13 protein-coding genes are annotated in these 16277 nt (G+C 60.0%); 6 read left to right on the top strand and 7 right to left on the bottom strand.

Annotated features, from left to right (window positions below; translation table 11 throughout):
• Window positions 1–97: 97 nt before the first annotated feature.
• Window positions 98–412 (top strand): hypothetical protein, encoded by a 315-nt coding sequence (locus tag METAC_RS0101990; protein ID WP_026605744.1) that lies wholly within the window; start codon window positions 98–100, stop codon window positions 410–412.
• 92 nt (window positions 413–504) lie between these two features.
• Here the strand turns inward: METAC_RS0101990 and cckA are convergent, their stop codons facing one another.
• On the bottom strand, window positions 505–3024 hold the full coding sequence (gene cckA / locus METAC_RS0101995; protein WP_026605745.1) for a cell cycle histidine kinase CckA: 2520 nt from the start codon (window positions 3022–3024) through the stop codon (window positions 505–507).
• A gap of 260 nt (window positions 3025–3284) precedes the next feature.
• Here cckA and METAC_RS0102005 point away from each other — a divergent pair, with 260 nt between their 5' ends.
• Window positions 3285–3560, top strand: coding sequence for a hypothetical protein (locus tag METAC_RS0102005; RefSeq protein ID WP_026605746.1), 276 nt, complete (start codon window positions 3285–3287; stop codon window positions 3558–3560).
• Between the two features lie 275 nt (window positions 3561–3835).
• On the top strand, window positions 3836–4825 hold the full coding sequence (locus METAC_RS24975; RefSeq protein ID WP_051335307.1) for a flagellar biosynthetic protein FliO: 990 nt from the start codon (window positions 3836–3838) through the stop codon (window positions 4823–4825).
• Between the two features lie 229 nt (window positions 4826–5054).
• On the opposite strand, the gene dksA is transcribed toward METAC_RS24975, so the two are convergent.
• The 4 genes from dksA to METAC_RS0102035 form a co-directional block, all read right to left on the bottom strand.
• Complete coding sequence (dksA, locus tag METAC_RS0102020) at window positions 5055–5459, bottom strand: RNA polymerase-binding protein DksA (protein ID WP_036255217.1); 405 nt, start codon at window positions 5457–5459, stop codon at window positions 5055–5057.
• Window positions 5460–5733: 274 nt separating this feature from the next.
• The gene (locus METAC_RS0102025) at window positions 5734–6954 is read right to left on the bottom strand and encodes an NADP-dependent isocitrate dehydrogenase (RefSeq protein ID WP_026605750.1); all 1221 of its coding nucleotides are present in this window, start codon (window positions 6952–6954) and stop codon (window positions 5734–5736) included.
• 327 nt (window positions 6955–7281) lie between these two features.
• Window positions 7282–8019: a hypothetical protein gene (locus METAC_RS0102030; RefSeq protein WP_026605751.1), complete on the bottom strand. Its 738-nt coding sequence runs from the start codon at window positions 8017–8019 to the stop codon at window positions 7282–7284.
• A 312-nt stretch (window positions 8020–8331) separates the two neighbouring features.
• Window positions 8332–9075 carry a metallophosphoesterase family protein gene (locus tag METAC_RS0102035; protein ID WP_026605752.1) on the bottom strand — a complete coding sequence of 248 codons (744 nt, stop codon included), beginning with the start codon at window positions 9073–9075 and terminating at the stop codon, window positions 8332–8334.
• Between the two features lie 257 nt (window positions 9076–9332).
• On the opposite strand from METAC_RS0102035, the gene METAC_RS0102040 reads away from it, so the two are divergent.
• Window positions 9333–9737, top strand: a complete 405-nt coding sequence (locus tag METAC_RS0102040) for a VOC family protein (protein WP_026605753.1) — start codon at window positions 9333–9335, stop codon at window positions 9735–9737.
• A 153-nt stretch (window positions 9738–9890) separates the two neighbouring features.
• On the opposite strand, the gene METAC_RS0102045 is transcribed toward METAC_RS0102040, so the two are convergent.
• The gene (locus METAC_RS0102045) at window positions 9891–11477 is read right to left on the bottom strand and encodes a CYTH and CHAD domain-containing protein (RefSeq protein WP_026605754.1); all 1587 of its coding nucleotides are present in this window, start codon (window positions 11475–11477) and stop codon (window positions 9891–9893) included.
• A 485-nt stretch (window positions 11478–11962) separates the two neighbouring features.
• Here METAC_RS0102045 and METAC_RS0102050 point away from each other — a divergent pair, with 485 nt between their 5' ends.
• Window positions 11963–12358 (top strand): DUF6197 family protein, encoded by a 396-nt coding sequence (locus METAC_RS0102050; RefSeq protein ID WP_026605755.1) that lies wholly within the window; start codon window positions 11963–11965, stop codon window positions 12356–12358.
• A gap of 450 nt (window positions 12359–12808) precedes the next feature.
• Here METAC_RS0102050 and METAC_RS0102060 read toward each other — a convergent pair whose 3' ends face one another.
• Complete coding sequence (locus METAC_RS0102060) at window positions 12809–13501, bottom strand: helix-turn-helix transcriptional regulator (protein WP_156898074.1); 693 nt, start codon at window positions 13499–13501, stop codon at window positions 12809–12811.
• Window positions 13502–14291: 790 nt separating this feature from the next.
• On the opposite strand from METAC_RS0102060, the gene thrS reads away from it, so the two are divergent.
• Window positions 14292–16238 carry a threonine--tRNA ligase gene (gene thrS, locus METAC_RS0102075; protein WP_026605758.1) on the top strand — a complete coding sequence of 649 codons (1947 nt, stop codon included), beginning with the start codon at window positions 14292–14294 and terminating at the stop codon, window positions 16236–16238.
• The last annotated feature ends 39 nt before the right edge of the window (window positions 16239–16277 follow it).

Here is a 16277-nt window from a genome sequence, read left to right on the forward strand (position 1 = left end):
GAACTGTCTTCGCGCCGCGGCGCGTATTATAGAAAATGCCTGCGGCGCGCCACCGGCGAGGCCGTGCGACGAATTCAAGGAAGAGTGAGCAGCTGGGATGCAAACCACATTCATTAGGACCACATCCGATGGCCGCAAGGTTGAGGTGATCGGGCCCAACGTCTGCGTGGACGGCAAGCCGGTCGCCGATTCGCTGGTCGAGGTCAAAAACCATCCGAACAAGGAGGCGATTCTCTTTTCGCTTCCCAACGCCGCCTTCATGGCCGGGCCCGTCGTTCTGACCGCTGAGGAGGCCTCGGTCGTCCGCGGGGCGCTCGCCGCGGCCAAAGATCCCTTGACCGATCGGATCGAAATCACCGAGCGGTTCCGCAAAGCCTGGAACGCGCGCAACCACGAAGCAGGCATCGAATAGGATTTCGATCCGGCTATCGCGCGAATCAGCCGGCCCGAATGCTCAACCTGAGTGCCGAGCTCGGGACCGTCCGAGTCTGAAGAGACTGCGGATCAATTCGGTTGGGTCGCAGTTCCCTTGACGGCCTCGATGAGCTGCTTGAGCGAAAAGGGTTTCGGCAAAAAGCCGAAATCCTCGCCTTCGGGAAGGTTCTTGGAGAAAGCTTCCTCGGCGTAGCCCGATACGAAAATGACTTTCGCCTTGACGCCGCGCTTGCGCAATTCGCCGAACATCGTCGGCCCGTCCATCTCGGGCATGACGACGTCGGAGACGACGAGATCGATGCGCCCCTCGTTTTGCTCGGCGATCTCCAGCGCCTCGAGCCCCGAGCCCGCCTGCAGCACGGTGTAGCCGCGCGAGGCGAGCGCGCGCGCGCCGAAAGCGCGGACAGCTTCCTCGTCCTCGACGAGGAGGATTGTCCCATGGCCGGTGAGATCCGCGGCGGGCGCTTTGGGAGCCTCGACGCTTTGCGCGGCCTCGGACTCGTCCGCGACATAGCGGGGCAGGAGGATGGTGAAGGTCGCGCCTTCGCCCGGCGCGCTCTTGCAGAAGACATATCCGCCGGTCTGCTGCACGATGCCATAGACCATGGAGAGCCCGAGGCCGGTTCCTTTGCCGACTTCCTTGGTTGTGAAAAAAGGCTCGAAAATCTTGTCCTTGACCTCGGCCGGGATTCCGCAGCCGAAATCTTCGACGTCGATGGCGACGTAATCGGCGGTCGGAAGAGATTGCTCGTCGAGCTCGCCGCATTGGTCGGCCGCGATATTGCGGGTCCGTAAAAGAATCTTTCCGCCTTTCGGCATGGCGTCGCGCGCGTTGACGATCAGATTGACGATGACTTGCTCGAACTGGTTCAGATCCGCCTTGACGAGCCAAAGATCTCGGCCGTGCCGCAGGTCGAGATCGATCTTCTCGCCGACTAGGCGCCGCATCAGCATTTGCAGATCCGCCAGAACGTCGCCGAGCTGCAAGACCTGAGGCCGCAGGGTCTGCCGGCGGGAGAAGGCGAGCAGCTGACGCACGAGCCCCGCGGCGCGGTTGGCGTTCTGCTTGATCTGCATGATGTCGCGGAAGCTCGGGTCCGTCGGTCGATGATTGGCGAGGAGCAGATCCGAATAGCCGATGATGGCTGTGAGCACATTGTTGAAATCATGCGCGACGCCGCCTGCGAGCTGTCCGATGGCCTGCATCTTCTGCGACTGCGCATAATTGTCTTGCAGCGTGCGCTGCTCGGTCGTGTCGAGCGCGTAGATCGTCGCTCCGGAGCCGTCGCCTTCGTCTGATCCGGAGATGAAGAGCCGGGCCGAACGCTCGCCGCCGCCGACAAGGGCGGCGTCGACCGGGGGCATGTCGCTCGTCGAATGGCGGGCGGCGGCGAGGGCGGCCTCGAGGGCGGTCCGGTCGCGCTCGAGAACCCCGGCGAAGATCGAGCCGGCGGGCGCGTCGGAAGACGGCGTCCGCGCCTCGGGCATCAGGCGCGCAAAAGCCGCGTTGGCGCGAATGAATCGTCCCTCTCGGTCGACGATTGCGATCGCCATCGGCGTCGAGTTGAAGAATCGCGTGAAGCGGAGTTCGGCCGCGCGCGAAGTCTCGGCCGGCTCCTTGTCTTGGGCGCGATCGAGGACGAGGGTGCGCGAAGGGCCGGCCGCGCCGTCCTGTCCAAAAGCGACGCGGTGGAGCAAGCGGGCGGGCAAGCTTTGGCCGTTGCGGCGCTTCAGGTCGATGTCGAGGCGCTCTGTGCGCACCTCGCCGGCGGCGCCTGCGATTGGAGTCAGGAGCGAAGCGCCGTCGCCGGCCATGAAATCGGCCAGCGCGAGCCCGCCCGAGCCGACCTGGGCGAGATCGTAGTCGAGCCAACCCGCTAGCGTCGCGTTCATATAGGAGACGGAGCCTTCCCGATCGCTCGAAAAAAAGCCGGCCGGGGCATAATCGAGAAAATCGATCGCGTGCTGCAATTCCTGAAAGACGTTTTCCTGCCTCTCCCTTTCGCGAGTCACGTCGGCGACGGTCCAGAGAACCGCGCGCCCGCGCTCGAAAGCCAGCGGCCTCACCTTGATCTTGTACCAGCCGACGCGCCCCTCGCCGTCGAGCGCGGGAGAGAGGCGCAGCTCCTCCACGTGGCGCCTCCCGTCGCGGGCGGCTTGAGCAAGCCTGTACACGGCTTCCGAAACTTCCGGCGTTCCAGAGAAGAGCCGCTCGACGGTGCGCAAATCGGCTTGGCTCTGCGCGCCGGCGAGCCGCATATAGCTCGGATTGGCGTAAAGGACGGCGCCTGATCCATCGACTGCGATCAGTCCCTCCGGATCGTCGTCGCAGACGAGTTTCGTGAGGTCGTTTTTCGTCGACTGGCCGACGAGTTGAAGAAAACCGGCGGCGATGGCGAAGAGAGCGCATATGCCGATAATCGCGAGAATGGCGAGCAGCCCGAGCACGAGCGTCGCCGCTTGGTCTTTCGGCAGGACAGAAAAAGCCGCCGCCGCGCCGGACATAACGAGAGCGAGAGCCAGGACCAGACCAGGGCTGCCGAGCCTCTCGCTTCGGTCGATCGCAATGGAATTCAACGGGTCGCTCATCGAAAGTCACCTTGGCGAAAGCGCTGGCGAGATCGGCTGGCTCGCGATGTCGTGAAAATGCAGCGCCGGCGAAGTCTTTGCAAGAATGTGTAAAAAAACGTCGAAGCCGATGGCCGCCCACACTTCGTCGGACGGATCGGCGCTGGATGGTCAACCAATTCGATCCTGGCGCGTTGAGCGAATGTCGACACAAAGGAGCGGCCGACAGTCCTAAGCCTTGCGTCATGCGGCGCGAGAATCCGATGCCGAGGAATTGAATAATGACAGGTTCAGCGACGATCTGCTTTGCGGCGATCGTGTCTTTGGCCGCGACGAGCGGCGCTTTTGCGCAAACTTATTATCGTGACGACGTTCCGCCGCCGCGTCCCCTGCCGGCGCAGCCCTATCCCTATCCGGGTTGGACGTGGGAAGGTCGGTCGGCCGCCGAGCAGGACCGGGCGAACTATGATTGGTCCGGGACGCGTGGGCGCATGGGGCTCGGCGCGAGCCCGATGCACCCTGAAGGCCCAGGCAATTTTTCGACGCCTCGGCCATAATTCACGAAGATTTTGGATCAAGACGATCCAAAATCTCGAAGGCGATAAGGCGCATGTTCTGAGCGGGATACGGACGAAATGCCGCTCCCGCTATTTTTTGCGCCGAGCCAGCGATTTTTTCCGCCAGGCCAAGGGCACGGGGGGCCGAATCGGGGCGAATCGAACATTAATCATTTGCGCACGGCTTCGGCCGAGGCGGCTTGCATCTCGACGAGCGATCGGGGCATGATAAATTTCGCCATCCCTGATCGCGCTTAGTCGAGGTAGCCGCACCAATGCAGGCCTTGAACGACCTATTGGCGAGCAAAAGCTTGATGTTCGTCGCCTCGGCCCTCGCCGTCTTCATCGCGGCGATCCTGCTCTATTTTCTATTTCGACTCGCATTCGGCCGCAGGCTCCGCTTGCCCGGAAACGGTCGAGGCCGGCTCCCCCGGCTCGGCGTCGTCGACGCCTTCGATCTCGATCGGCAGCGCCAGCTCGTCATCGTGAGGCGCGACAATGTCGAGCATCTCATCATGATCGGCGGTCCCAATGATCTCGTGATCGAGTCGCAAATCATTCGCGCAGAGGCGCGCGAGCCGCGGATTCGCGATAAGGAGCCGAGGGAGGCGATGCAGGCGCCGCCCAGCGCGGCGTGGCCCCCGGAACTCGACGCCGCCTTGCGGCAGCCGCCTCTTCCGCCATCTGCGCCCACGCCCATGCCCTCGTCTGCGCCCATGCCGGCAGGACCGGGGCCTTTGCGCAAGCCCCCGGTCTCGTCTGCGCCCGCCGCCGTCGAGCCCCAGTCCGCGACGTCCATGGCCGAGGCGTCGTCGTCCCTGACTTCGCCGCCGCGATCGCCTGTTTTTCCCTTGCCGCCGAGGCGTCCAGCCCCGGCTTTCGCGCCGAGGCAGCCCCCCGCGCCGCTCGGGCGCCTCGACCAGGCGCAGCGGGAAAAGGCGGAAGGGGGGGCTAGCGCGCAAAGCATATTTCCGCGTGCGCCGCTGGCGACCCCTTTCCTGCGGTCTGCGCCGCCCAGATCCGAGCCGGAAGGCGGCGCCGCCAAGCTATCGCCTACGAAAGTCGCCGATATGACGGTCGCCGGCTCGCCAGCGGCGGGTTCGGAACCGGAGGTCGCCGAAATAGACCCGCCTGAAACTGCGCCGTCGCAGACCATCGCCGCGCCGCTGGTCGCCTCGAGCGCGCCGGACGCTGCGAACGCGGATCCGTTGGATTCCATAGAGGAAGAGATGGCCAAGCTACTCGGGCGTAGCCCGGCGAATTGAAACTCGCACGTCCAAGTCCTCCGAGTGCAGAGCGAAAGCGCCGGAGGGTTGGGCGAAGACCGATCGGGGCCGGTGTGGATTTATGAATGGAGCCAAGCCCGGCGCCTAAAAGCAAGAGCTGGGCGTTCGCGACTGGGAGCGCGAGGAAATCACTCGATTAGACAATTTTGAATGCGCCGGCGCCGAAATTGGGCGAAGCGCTCCCTTACAGGCGAGTCTTTCCTTATTTTTAGTCGTCGCGATAGACCCGCTCGCGCCTCTCGTGGCGTTCCTGCGCCTCGACCGACAATGTCGCGATCGGCCGCGCATCGAGGCGCTTCAAGGAAATCGGCTCGCCTGTTTCCTCGCAATAGCCATAGGTGCCATCGTCGAGACGCCCGAGAGCGGCGTCGATCTTGGCGATCAGCTTGCGTTGGCGGTCACGGGCGCGCAACTCGATCGCTCGATCCGCTTCTGACGACGCCCGATCGGCCAGATCCGAATGATTTTCGCTTTCGCTCTGCAGAACAATCAGGGTTTCTTTGGCCTCGCGCAGAATGTCTTCTTTCCAATCCAGCAGCTTTTTCCGAAAATATTCGCGCTGCCGATCGTTCATGAAATCTTCGTCTTCAGAAGGCTTGTAATTATCGTTCATTAGTTCGGTAGGCACTTGCGAGTCTCCCCAAACCCAAAACGGAGCCCTTATAGCCTTTACTTCGTCTACAGACAATAAAATGTCGAGCAAACAGGAAGGCGCGGCAGATCTGTCCACTAAATGGGAAATGCCCGCCTGCTGAATTTTCGCGAAACCATGAAGCGATTCGCTACGAAACGTCGTTCGGCGGACACGGAATGCGTTGAACCACCGTCCGGCAGCGCCTTGAAAAGAAATATTTGCAATCTCGGAGCTATCTCGAACGCCGCCGGACTCACCCCTCGACGTTCATGGCTTTGCGTAAATTTGCGGCGACCTTGTCGAGAAAACCCGTGGTCGACAGCCAAGGCTGGTCGGCGCCGACGAGAAGCGCGAGATCCTTGGTCATGAAGCCGTCCTCGACGGTCGCGACGCAGACCTTTTCCAGCGTTTGCGCGAATTTTGCGAGATCGGCGTTGAAATCGAGCTTGGCGCGATGCGCGAGGCCACGGGTCCAGGCGAAAATCGAGGCGATCGAATTGGTCGACGTGTCCTTGCCCTTTTGATGCTCGCGGTAATGGCGCGTCACGGTCCCATGCGCGGCCTCGGCCTCGACAGTTTTTCCGTCCGGGCTCATCAAGACCGACGTCATCAGGCCGAGAGAGCCGAACCCCTGGGCCACCGTGTCCGACTGAACGTCGCCATCGTAATTCTTGCAGGCCCAGACATAGCCGCCGGACCATTTGAGCGAAGAGGCGACCATGTCGTCGATGAGGCGATGCTGATAGGTCAGGCCGGCGGCGCGAAAGGCTTCCGCGAATTCGCTTTCGAAGACTTCCTGGAAAAGATCCTTGAAGCGGCCGTCATAGCTCTTGAGGATCGTGTTCTTCGTCGACAGATAGACCGGATAGTGCCGGTTCAGCCCGTAATTCATCGAGGCGCGAGCGAAATCCCGAATGGAATCGTCTAAATTATACATCGTCATTGCGACGCCGGAGCCCGGATATTTATAGACCTCCTTTTCGATGACCGTTCCGTCTTCACCCTCGAACTTGACGGTCAACCGTCCTTTGCCAGGAACCTTGAAGTCGGTGGCGGAATATTGATCGCCGAACGCATGGCGGCCGATCACGATCGGATTGGTCCAGCCTGGCACGAGGCGCGGCACGTTTTGGCAGATGATGGGCTCGCGGAAGATCACGCCGCCGAGAATGTTGCGGATCGTTCCATTCGGCGATTTCCACATTTGCTTCAGCTTGAACTCTTCGACCCGCGCCTCGTCCGGCGTGATCGTCGCGCATTTGACGCCGACGCCCCATTTCTTAATGGCGTTCGCGGCCTCTACCGTCACCCGGTCGGCGGTCGCGTCCCGGTTCTCGATCGAGAGGTCGTAATATTCGAGATCGAGGTCGAGATAGGGATGAATGAGCTTGTCGCGGATGTCATGCCAGATGATCCGGGTCATCTCGTCGCCGTCGAGTTCGACGATAGGACTATCGACCTTGATCTTGCTCATTCTTGGGGCCCTTGAAATTTCAGCGGAAGCGAGAGAATTCTTTAGCGCATGCGCTCGAGAAAGTTGCGTGACTTTTTGGCCTCGGCGACCCCGCACGTCGAGAGGGGATCCGCGCGGCCGAATGCGAGCGTCTTAGAACGCCGAAAGGCTCGATCGCAATGGGTTCCGCGATTGGCGGCGTCCGGTCCCGCACTGAGCCGTGCGAGCGGTCGAGCCGCTCCCCGCGGGGAGCGCAAAAGAAACCGTTGAAAGAAAACGTCGAATGAACTGGGCGCCGATCAAAGGTCCCTTGGCGACAGGTCGGCGGGATCAGCCGCGGCGGCCGATTCATTTCCCGGTTCCGGCGCGCAGGGATTGCGCGACTGCCGGATCGACGTCGCCGACGAGGGAATCGAGAATCGCCTGATTTTGGGGGGGCGCATTGCGATAGGCGGCGACCAAAGCGGCTTTGCGACGCGGCTGATAAGTGAGGATCTTACGAATCTCGTTTTTGACGGCAATTTGCACGTCCTTGTCCGCCAAGGCGTTCGACGTGGCGGCGCGCTCGAGGCGCATGTCGGCGAGGCTCGATTCATTCGGAGCCGTGAGATAGGCGTTTTCGAGGAAAGAAACGCCGCCGTCGTTCGCTTGCCCGCCGGGAAGGTTCGCTAGCAAGAGCCAGGCTGCGCCGTTGATGGGGGAATAGGCGAGCGCCGTTTCGGCCCGCGATCTCGTCAGTTCGATGCGGGCGGCGTTGGCGGGCGTGAGAGCGGCGGCCCGATCGAGCCACATAAGGCTCGAATCGGCGAAGGCGGCGTCCGCCCAGAGGTCTCCTCTGATCCCGCCAAGGTAAGCAGCGAGCAAGGCGCTCAATCGATGATCTCCGGCCGCCGCGGCGCTGGCCTTGTCGTGCGCGAGGCCGGCTGCTTTAGGACGCAATAGCTCAGGCAGGAGGAGCCATAGGCCGCTGAGCGCGACTAGGACTCCGAAGGCGAGCAGCGCCTTGCGGACGGAGGCCGCCGCCGAGGAGATAGCCGGCGCCGGCGCTTTTTGGTAAGACGCCGAGTGCAAAGGGGGGCTCACCATCCTGTATGTCCCTCGATCTTGCGCCTATGCCTGTCGGCGCTGAAACTAAGTGGAACCGCCCGCTGCGAACTCGTCGCTACTCCAACCTCCAGCCGAGAAAGTCGCGTCGAGCAGGGGGCTGAAGCAAGACTTGAGGGGCGGGCGGTCATAGGCGAGGAAGGTTGCTCATCGCTACATCCTCAGCGGCGGTCTGTCGAGTTCTGACGCCGCCCGCACCTGTAAAGGGCAGGAGCCGTGCGCCGCCGCGAATTCGGACACAGACCCTCGACCAGGTCTTAAAACTCACGGGACTTCCTGGCGTTTGAACATGCTCTAGAGGAAGCCGATATTGTCGCCCTCGAGCCATAAGCAGGTCAATCGGCCGGTCGCATAGGCTCCTGTATCGATGCCGATGCGGTTTGGCCGCACCTCCGGATCCTTCGTCGGCGTATGGCCATGCACGATCACTTTCTCAAACGGTTCCTCATGCGCCAAGAAGTCCTCTCTGATCCAAAGCAAATCTTCGTCACGTTGACGCGACAACGGCGCGCCGGGCCGCACGCCGGCGTGAACGAAGAAATAATCGCCACAGGTGAAAGACAGGGGGAGCTCGGCGAGAAAGCGACGGTGGCTCGCGGGGATCGTCCGTGAAAGCTCTTCCGCAAGCGCGGCCTGCTCCATGGGGCCAGCGTTGATCGAGGGCTTTAGCCCATAGGACAAAAGCGTCGTCAAAGCGCCGAAGCGGGCCCAATCCTTGAGAATCGCAGGATTTTCGAGAAACTCCACGAGACAGACCTCGTGATTGCCTTTCAAGCAGAGGGTCTGGTGGGTTTCTGCGCGCCGGATCAGCCGATTGAGCACCCCCGCCGAATCAGGGCCGCGGTCGATATAGTCGCCAAGAAAAACTTCAACCGCGCGTTCGATCGGACGCGCCTCGAGATCCTGGTCGATCCGCAGGAAAAGCTGGTCCAGAAGATCGGCGCGGCCATGAATGTCGCCCGTCGCATAGATCCTCAGCCCGTCTGGAACGGCCGGGCGCACGGGGTCGGCTGAGCGGAAAAGAGGCGATTTCCACATTAACACGCCAGTTCATGAAAGCGGCGGATTGCCCCGGCCCGCGCCGGAAGGAGGGCCGTACAGCCAGCGACGATGAGAAGCAGGACCGATGGCGAACGCCTCGCCGCGGGGTGCGGCCCGGTCGAACGCACGGAACGCTTCCTGTTCCCATTAAACGCGAATCGGGTCCAGTTCATTTGATCCATAGCGGCGCGATATTCTAATGTTCAGCTTATGGCCGAAGCAATCGGGTAAGAGTCGTAGCGGCGAGGGCGGGCTTGAAAGCGAAGATCAGCATCATCTGTATCGGCGTGCGCGACTTCGAAAAATCGCGGAGTTTTTATCGGGACGGCCTCGGCTTTCCGACCCATAATTATATGATGGGCGACGATCATGCCATGTTCGCGATGGAAGGCGCTTGGCTTTCGCTCTATCCGCGTGACAAGCTCGCGGCGGATGCAGGGGCGCCTTCCGACGGCGCAGGCTTTTCCGGCGTCACGTTCGCGCATAACGTAAGCTCGAAGGAGCGGGTGGACCTCCTCTTCACGGAACTCATCGGCGCCGGCGCCAAGCCGATCAAATCGCCGCAAGACGCCGCTTGGGGCGGCTATCACGCCTATTTCGCCGATCCGGACGGCTATTTGTGGGAGATCGCCTATAATCCGTTCACGGACCTGACCTGACCCTGACGCAGGTTGGCCATGCGACAGTCTGGGCTCCGACGAACGCCTGCCTCTCGCGTTGTTTTGCTCGGAGTCTGGCGGGCGACCGAACGGCTCGTTCTGAAGAGTTGGAGTCGGCGAGGCGCGCGGCGAAAACTGCCTAAGTCCGCGGCGTTAAAAGGGTTCCGCTTTGAGGAAAGCCTTGAAGGCCGCGACCGCCTTTTCGAGTTCTTTGTCCATATCGGCAGTGGCTGCGCCCCACCGTTCGGCGGCCGCGATCGCCGCTTCGTCATGTGCTCCGGCCTCGTCGCGCCAAGCGCGAGTTTCCGCCTCTACGAAAGGGGTCTTGGCCTCTTCGTCATGCATCTCGCCGAGGGCCGCCTGCAAATCGCCGAGCGATTGCACAAAGCGCTTCATCTCCTTTCGGTCAGCGACGCCGTCGAGGGCGTCGCCGAAAAATTCGCTCATGTAGCGCAGCTTCTTGGCCTCGATCCGCACCCGGTGGCGCGCCTCGGATCCAAGATTGGCGAGATCGGCGCCGAGAGTTTTGAGCTTCTTGGATCGCTTTTTCAATCGGCCGCCGATGAAGTTGGAGAGCGAGGCTTCGAGCGCGTCGGATGGCTGCGCGCGCCATTGGCCATTTTCGATCCAGGCGATCAACTCGATGAGAAGGATCCGCCCCCGCGCGCTTCGCGCTCCATTGAGAGCCTCTTGATAAAGCCGGCGGCGCTTGGCTTCGAGGCGGTCTGCGAAAGGTTGCAGGGCCTGCCGCGCCGTCGGATCGGTCTTGGGCGAGCGCAGTTTCGCGCATAGAATATCGAGGTCGCGCGCCGCTCCGAGCAGGCCTGCGAGCCATCTGAGCTCATCCTGGATCTTGGCGACCGCGTCGTCGCGAACCATTGGCTTGAACAAGCTGATGGTGGCGCGCAGGCGCCTGATCGCGACGCGGGCCTGATGAACGGCCTCGACTCTGTCGTCCCCCGAAAAGGCGGCTTCATTCAGCATGAAATCATGGAGACGCCGGGAACAAATCGATCGGAACGCCTGCGGGTTTGTCTTTTCGGCGGAAAGGCGAAGCTTTTCTCCCTTGGCCGATCGGCCCCAGGAGCCTCGCGCGAGAAGATAGCCGCGTTCGGCTTTGCTGATTGCGCTCGGGAGCAGCGACGTCTCTTGCACAAGCCGCCGCGCGACGTCGAACAAGCCGGCCGCGTCGCCGCCTTTCAGCTCCAGCTCCAGCTCGCTGATCGGGAGCTTGGAACCGCCGGCTTCGATCTCGCCTCGATCCACGGCGCATTCGATGCGCGTGGCGCCCTGATCCAACTGGAAGGACATGCGCTCGATGCAGACCCGAAAGAGGGGACGCAGCGATTCGCGGATTTCGCGCCGCTCGGTCAATTCTCCGAGAGGCGTTCCGTCGATCGCCGCGAAATCAAGCGCAGGGCCGGTGATCTCGCATTCCCACTCCCTTCTCTGGACGCCTGATTCCATGTCGCGCTTGACGGTTTGAACGAGGCGTTTGGCCGATCGCCGCAGACGCAGGGAGAAGCCGTGTTTCCAGAGGTCTCGATCGGCCGTGTCGAAATAGGTCGCATCGAGGCGTTCGAACCGAGCGTCCTCCGGCCTGCCGTTCAAAGCCGGCGCGCCCAGGATCCTTTCCAACTCCGTCGGCGCGAAGAGAAATTTCAGTTCGGTCTCTAGCGCCTTGTCGGAGGCGGGGAGCGCTTTTTGATCTTCGCCGGATTTATACTTGTGCGCTCTCATGGATTGCCTTCGCCGCCGCCGTTGCGCGGATCGTGCGCGCCGGCGCTTTTTCCGTCCAGCTTGAAAACGGCGGCGCAGGCGCGTGGGCGCGGTTACGCCGAGGAGCGCCTCGCTCTCAGCGCGTCGAGGTCTTCAAGGCGTTCATTCGTACACTTGTAGGATAGTCTTCGACAACTTATGTGACGAGGCCGACGGAAAAATTCGTGAATCGGATGCGGAGGCTATTTTCGATGCGGTGCGCATGTTTTGAAATGTTCTAATTGGGCGTTCGTTCATTTTCGTTTGTTGAATGACGAATAATAAAAACCAAATAAGATCATAATGATAGAGTTAAATTATTTTAACCTGCGCCACATTGAAATGCTGTTCAGACTATGTTAATCGTGACGCCGTAGAGTAAGGTAGTTCTTCTGTGTTATATTTGTGTGCTGACAGATTTGAATATTTAGCTTTTGACAAATAATAGCCAAATTTAAGAGGAAAAAATGGTTCAAAGGGAAGTTATTATCGAGGTTTTGCTTGAGGCTAGCAATCTCTTGCAGAAAAAGGGTTGGAATAAATATTCCATGGCTCTCGACCAATACGGCAAGAAATGCGGTCCGGATAGTTCCGATGCGGCATGCTATTGTCTGTCTGGAGCGCTCGTCAAAGCATGGCGATCCATTGATCCAGAAAACGAGAATTTCTATTTCAGATATTTTGAAAAGAAGTTTTCGGACGTTTTGCGCGCCCGATATAATTATGATCGGACTTTTACGCAGTGGAATGATCATGTTGCAACGTCCCGTGAGGATGTCGTCAACTTGATTCATTTAGTTGTGACGTCGCTTTTGGTTGAGCAACCTTTGTTCGCTCCTGAGGTTGAACGGCTGAGCGCTTAACTGACGATGTTTTTGGATCTGCTCGATCCAAAAACACTGAAATGATGGAAGTTTATCATTGGCGTGGGATGCGGGCGGAACGTCGATGCCCCGCGTTCCTCTTTCGGCATTTTGGGATTGTCGCGCGAGTTCTTCAACAGAGAACGCGGTTCGCTGATGATTCGCGCCGTCGCCTGATGCGCTATCTCCTCGCCGCGTGATTGGGTCTCGAAGAATGAGACGAATCGCAAACGCCGTTTAGGGCGTGTGTAGACATCCGCGCCGAGCGGCGCCTCGCATGTGGATGTGATTGCGATGAAGGTTGATGTTTAGGCGGGCGTTCCATCTAGCAATAGCCCTTCAGCCTCGGATCGGCGCAAGATGGCTTGGCGCCGCGTCTGTCACAGTTCGGCGTGCGCCGCGTTCAATTTGCCAGGCCCCGTGCTTATGAGGCTTCGACTTCGCGAAACATCAATGGACTTGCAGCAGGAGCGCCACGAGCTCGCTCTGGCGATGCGTTCCGGTCTTCGCAAAAATTGACTTCAATTGGTTCCGCGCCGTCTCGCGGGAGATTTTAAGCTCGATCGCCGCGATCTCCGGTCCGGCTCCACGGGCGATGATGCATGCAAGCTTCGCCTCCGATGGCGTGAGGCCGAAGGCCTTCGCCAAGATCGGCGCCGGCGGACCAGGCTTCGGTCCCAGGGCGTTGAGCGTCAGCAGAGCGCGAACTTCAGGAGAGGGCCATCTCGCGGCGGGATCAATCGGCCAAATCCGCAAGAGAATCGGCAATTTGTCCTGACGCGGCACGATCAGCGGGTCGGCCGGCGGCGTAAGTTGAAATGGTTGCGACTTGAGCTGATCCGTGAAGGTTCTGAGCTTGGCGCGCGCCTCGATGTCGCGGATCAAGAGGCGCCGGTCCTTGACGCGCACGTCATTATCGAAGGCCTCGACGGCTGAAAGATTGACGCCGACGACATATCCGTCGAGATCCAAAAGCACTGCGGGACCGCGCAGCATATTGAGCGCGTTCTGCGAATTGAACGTCTCGACGTCTGACCTCGACAAGGCTGCGATTTCGACCAATCGGCGGGTGAAAGCCGCGAGGATTCGTCTTTCCTCGGTCTCCAAGTCGATTTCGTCATAGCACACGGCAAATGGGGTCATCGGATCGCCAATATAATTCGTGTGAGCGTTGCGGCGCATGCTGGGCCCCATCTCTTTCGTGCGTTCGAATAAAATGGTCCCGGTCTGACCAGAATGCGTGCAAGTCTCTTTCCGGGCAGTCACAAATTTAGGTAAAGGCGGATTGAGTTTCTGCGCTACGTAATAATGGATAATGATCTATCGAATTAAGCGGTACTCATAGATTCTATTGCTAGGTTAAATTATGGAGCGGATATGATTTTTTGATGTGCTGCAGCGCACACTCCAGCCAAAACTGAGCGATAGCCATAGTCGATTTTCGTACAATTGGTGCATCTTTATATAAGTTTATAATCATCAGGGGGGCACGTTGATGCTGACGTTTATTGTAAGCTGGATTTGACAAGAAAACAGCAAAAACAGAGCTGTCACAGGACCTGCTAAATATAATATTTATTTTGATAAAAATAACCTATTGAAATGCGTAATTCATTTTTCAAATATGCGGACGTTTCGTCGCCTGGTCTGGGAGCCGCCGCCCACGCTTTGATGTCGTCCATAGTTTTCGTTTTTTGCTATAGCATCGCGGTCTCGAGTCGAATGCAGACTAAAAGCGGGCGTCTCCGTCCTGCTGTTTAGGCCGACGCATGAGCCTTCGCCGCAATTTTGGCGATGGCGAGACGGCGCGAAGATAAGTAATCAAAGCTCGCCGCCGCCGTGATTCTTCTGTGTCGAGACGGCGGATGAGGCGTCATTCAGCAAGGGCTTACGCCGATTGGTGTCGGCGAGTGAGCAATAAAGGAGCCATGGCATGATTTCGGTGACGTTTCCCGATGGCGCTGCGCGCGCCTATGAAGCTGGCCTCAGCGGCTTTGAGATCGCAAAGAGCATCTCTCCTTCGCTCGCGAAGCGTGTTGTCGCCATGGAGCTCGACGGCGATTTGCGCGACCTCGCCGACTCCGTCACGCGGGACGCGCGCATCGAATTTATCGGCCGCGACGATCCACGCGCGCTCGAGCTCATTCGGCATGACGCCGCGCATGTGCTCGCCGAAGCCGTCCAAACGCTTTTTCCGGGCGTTCAGGTGACGATCGGGCCGGTGATCGAGAACGGCTTTTATTATGATTTCCACCGTGATGAGCCCTTCACGCCGGAGGATTTCGCTGCGATCGAGAAGAAAATGGCCGAGATCGTCGCCCAGGATCGGCCTTTCACCAAGGAAATTTGGTCTCGCGACCAAGCCAAGTCTTGGTTCGAGACCCATGGCGAAGCGTTCAAGGTCGAGCTTGTCGACTCCATCCCGGGGAACGAGGATCTGAAGATCTATCGGCAGGGCGATTGGCTGGATCTCTGCCGAGGTCCGCATATGCCCTCGACGGGCCGGATTGGCAAAGCGTTCAAGCTCATGAAGGTCGCGGGCGCCTATTGGCGCGGCGATTCGGCCAAGCCGATGCTGCAGAGGATCTATGCGACGGCTTTCGCCAGCCAGGACGAGCTCGCCGCCTATTTGAAGCAGCTCGAAGAGGCCGAACGGCGAGACCATCGCCGCCTCGGAAGGGAGATGGACCTCTTCCACTTCCAGGAGGAAGGTCCTGGGACCGTCTTCTGGCACCCTAAAGGTTGGACCCTGTTCCAGACTCTGATCGCCTATATGCGGCGGCGTCAGCAGGCGGAAGGCTATCAGGAGGTCAACACGCCGCAGGTGCTCGACCGCGCCCTATGGGAGACGTCGGGCCACTGGCAGACCTTTCGCGAGAACATGTTTTTGACCAAGACCGAGGACGAGCGGGTTTTCGCCCTGAAACCGATGAATTGCCCCGGCCATGTGCAGATTTTCAAGAACGGGTTGAAGTCCTATCGAGATCTGCCGATGAAGATCGCCGAATTCGGCGTCGTGCATCGTTATGAACCTTCGGGCGCCCTCCACGGGGTGATGCGCGTGCGCGCCTTCACGCAGGACGACGCGCATATCTTCTGCACCGAGGATCAGATCATGGCGGAGAGCATGAAGGTCAACGACCTCCTTCTCTCCATCTATGAGGATTTCGGCTTCGAGGACGTGGTCATCAAGCTGTCGACCCGGCCGGAAAAGAGGGTCGGCTCGGACGAGGCCTGGGACAAGGCCGAGGCCGCGCTCGGCCGCGTTCTCGAGCAGATCGCGGCGCGCGGCTTCAAGACCGGAATCAATCCGGGAGAAGGGGCTTTCTATGGGCCGAAGCTCGAATATACGTTGCGGGACGCGATCGGCCGCGAATGGCAATGCGGCACGACGCAGGTCGATTTGAATATGCCTGGGCGTTTCGGCGCGTTTTATATAGCGCCGAGCGGCGAGAAAACGACGCCCGTGATGATCCATCGGGCCATATTCGGCTCGCTCGAGCGATTCACCGGGATCTTGATCGAGCATTTCGCCGGCCATCTGCCGCTCTGGCTGTCTCCGGTTCAGGCCGTCGTCGCCACGATCACGCAAGAGGCTGACGATTATGCCTTCGAAATCGCCGCCGAGGCCCGTAAACGCGGCCTTCGGATTGAGATGGATCTGAGAAATGAAAAGATCACCTATAAGGTGCGCGAACATTCCCTAGCTAAGATTCCCGTCCTTCTCGTCGTTGGCAAGCGGGAGAGCCAAGAGCGCGCAGTCTCGATTCGTAGGCTCGGCTCTGCGGAGCAAGCGTCATGGAGCATAGAGGACGCCCTCGCCGCGCTGGCGGCGGAAGCGACTCCGCCGGATTTGAAACTGGCCACAGCGGGAGCGTGAGTAGAGGGCTTGAGCATTGGGCGCGAGGCCGGCGCGGGC

It is taken from the genome of Methylocapsa acidiphila B2 (assembly GCF_000427445.1).
In the GTDB taxonomy this organism is placed as follows: Bacteria; Pseudomonadota; Alphaproteobacteria; order Rhizobiales; family Beijerinckiaceae; genus Methylocapsa; species Methylocapsa acidiphila.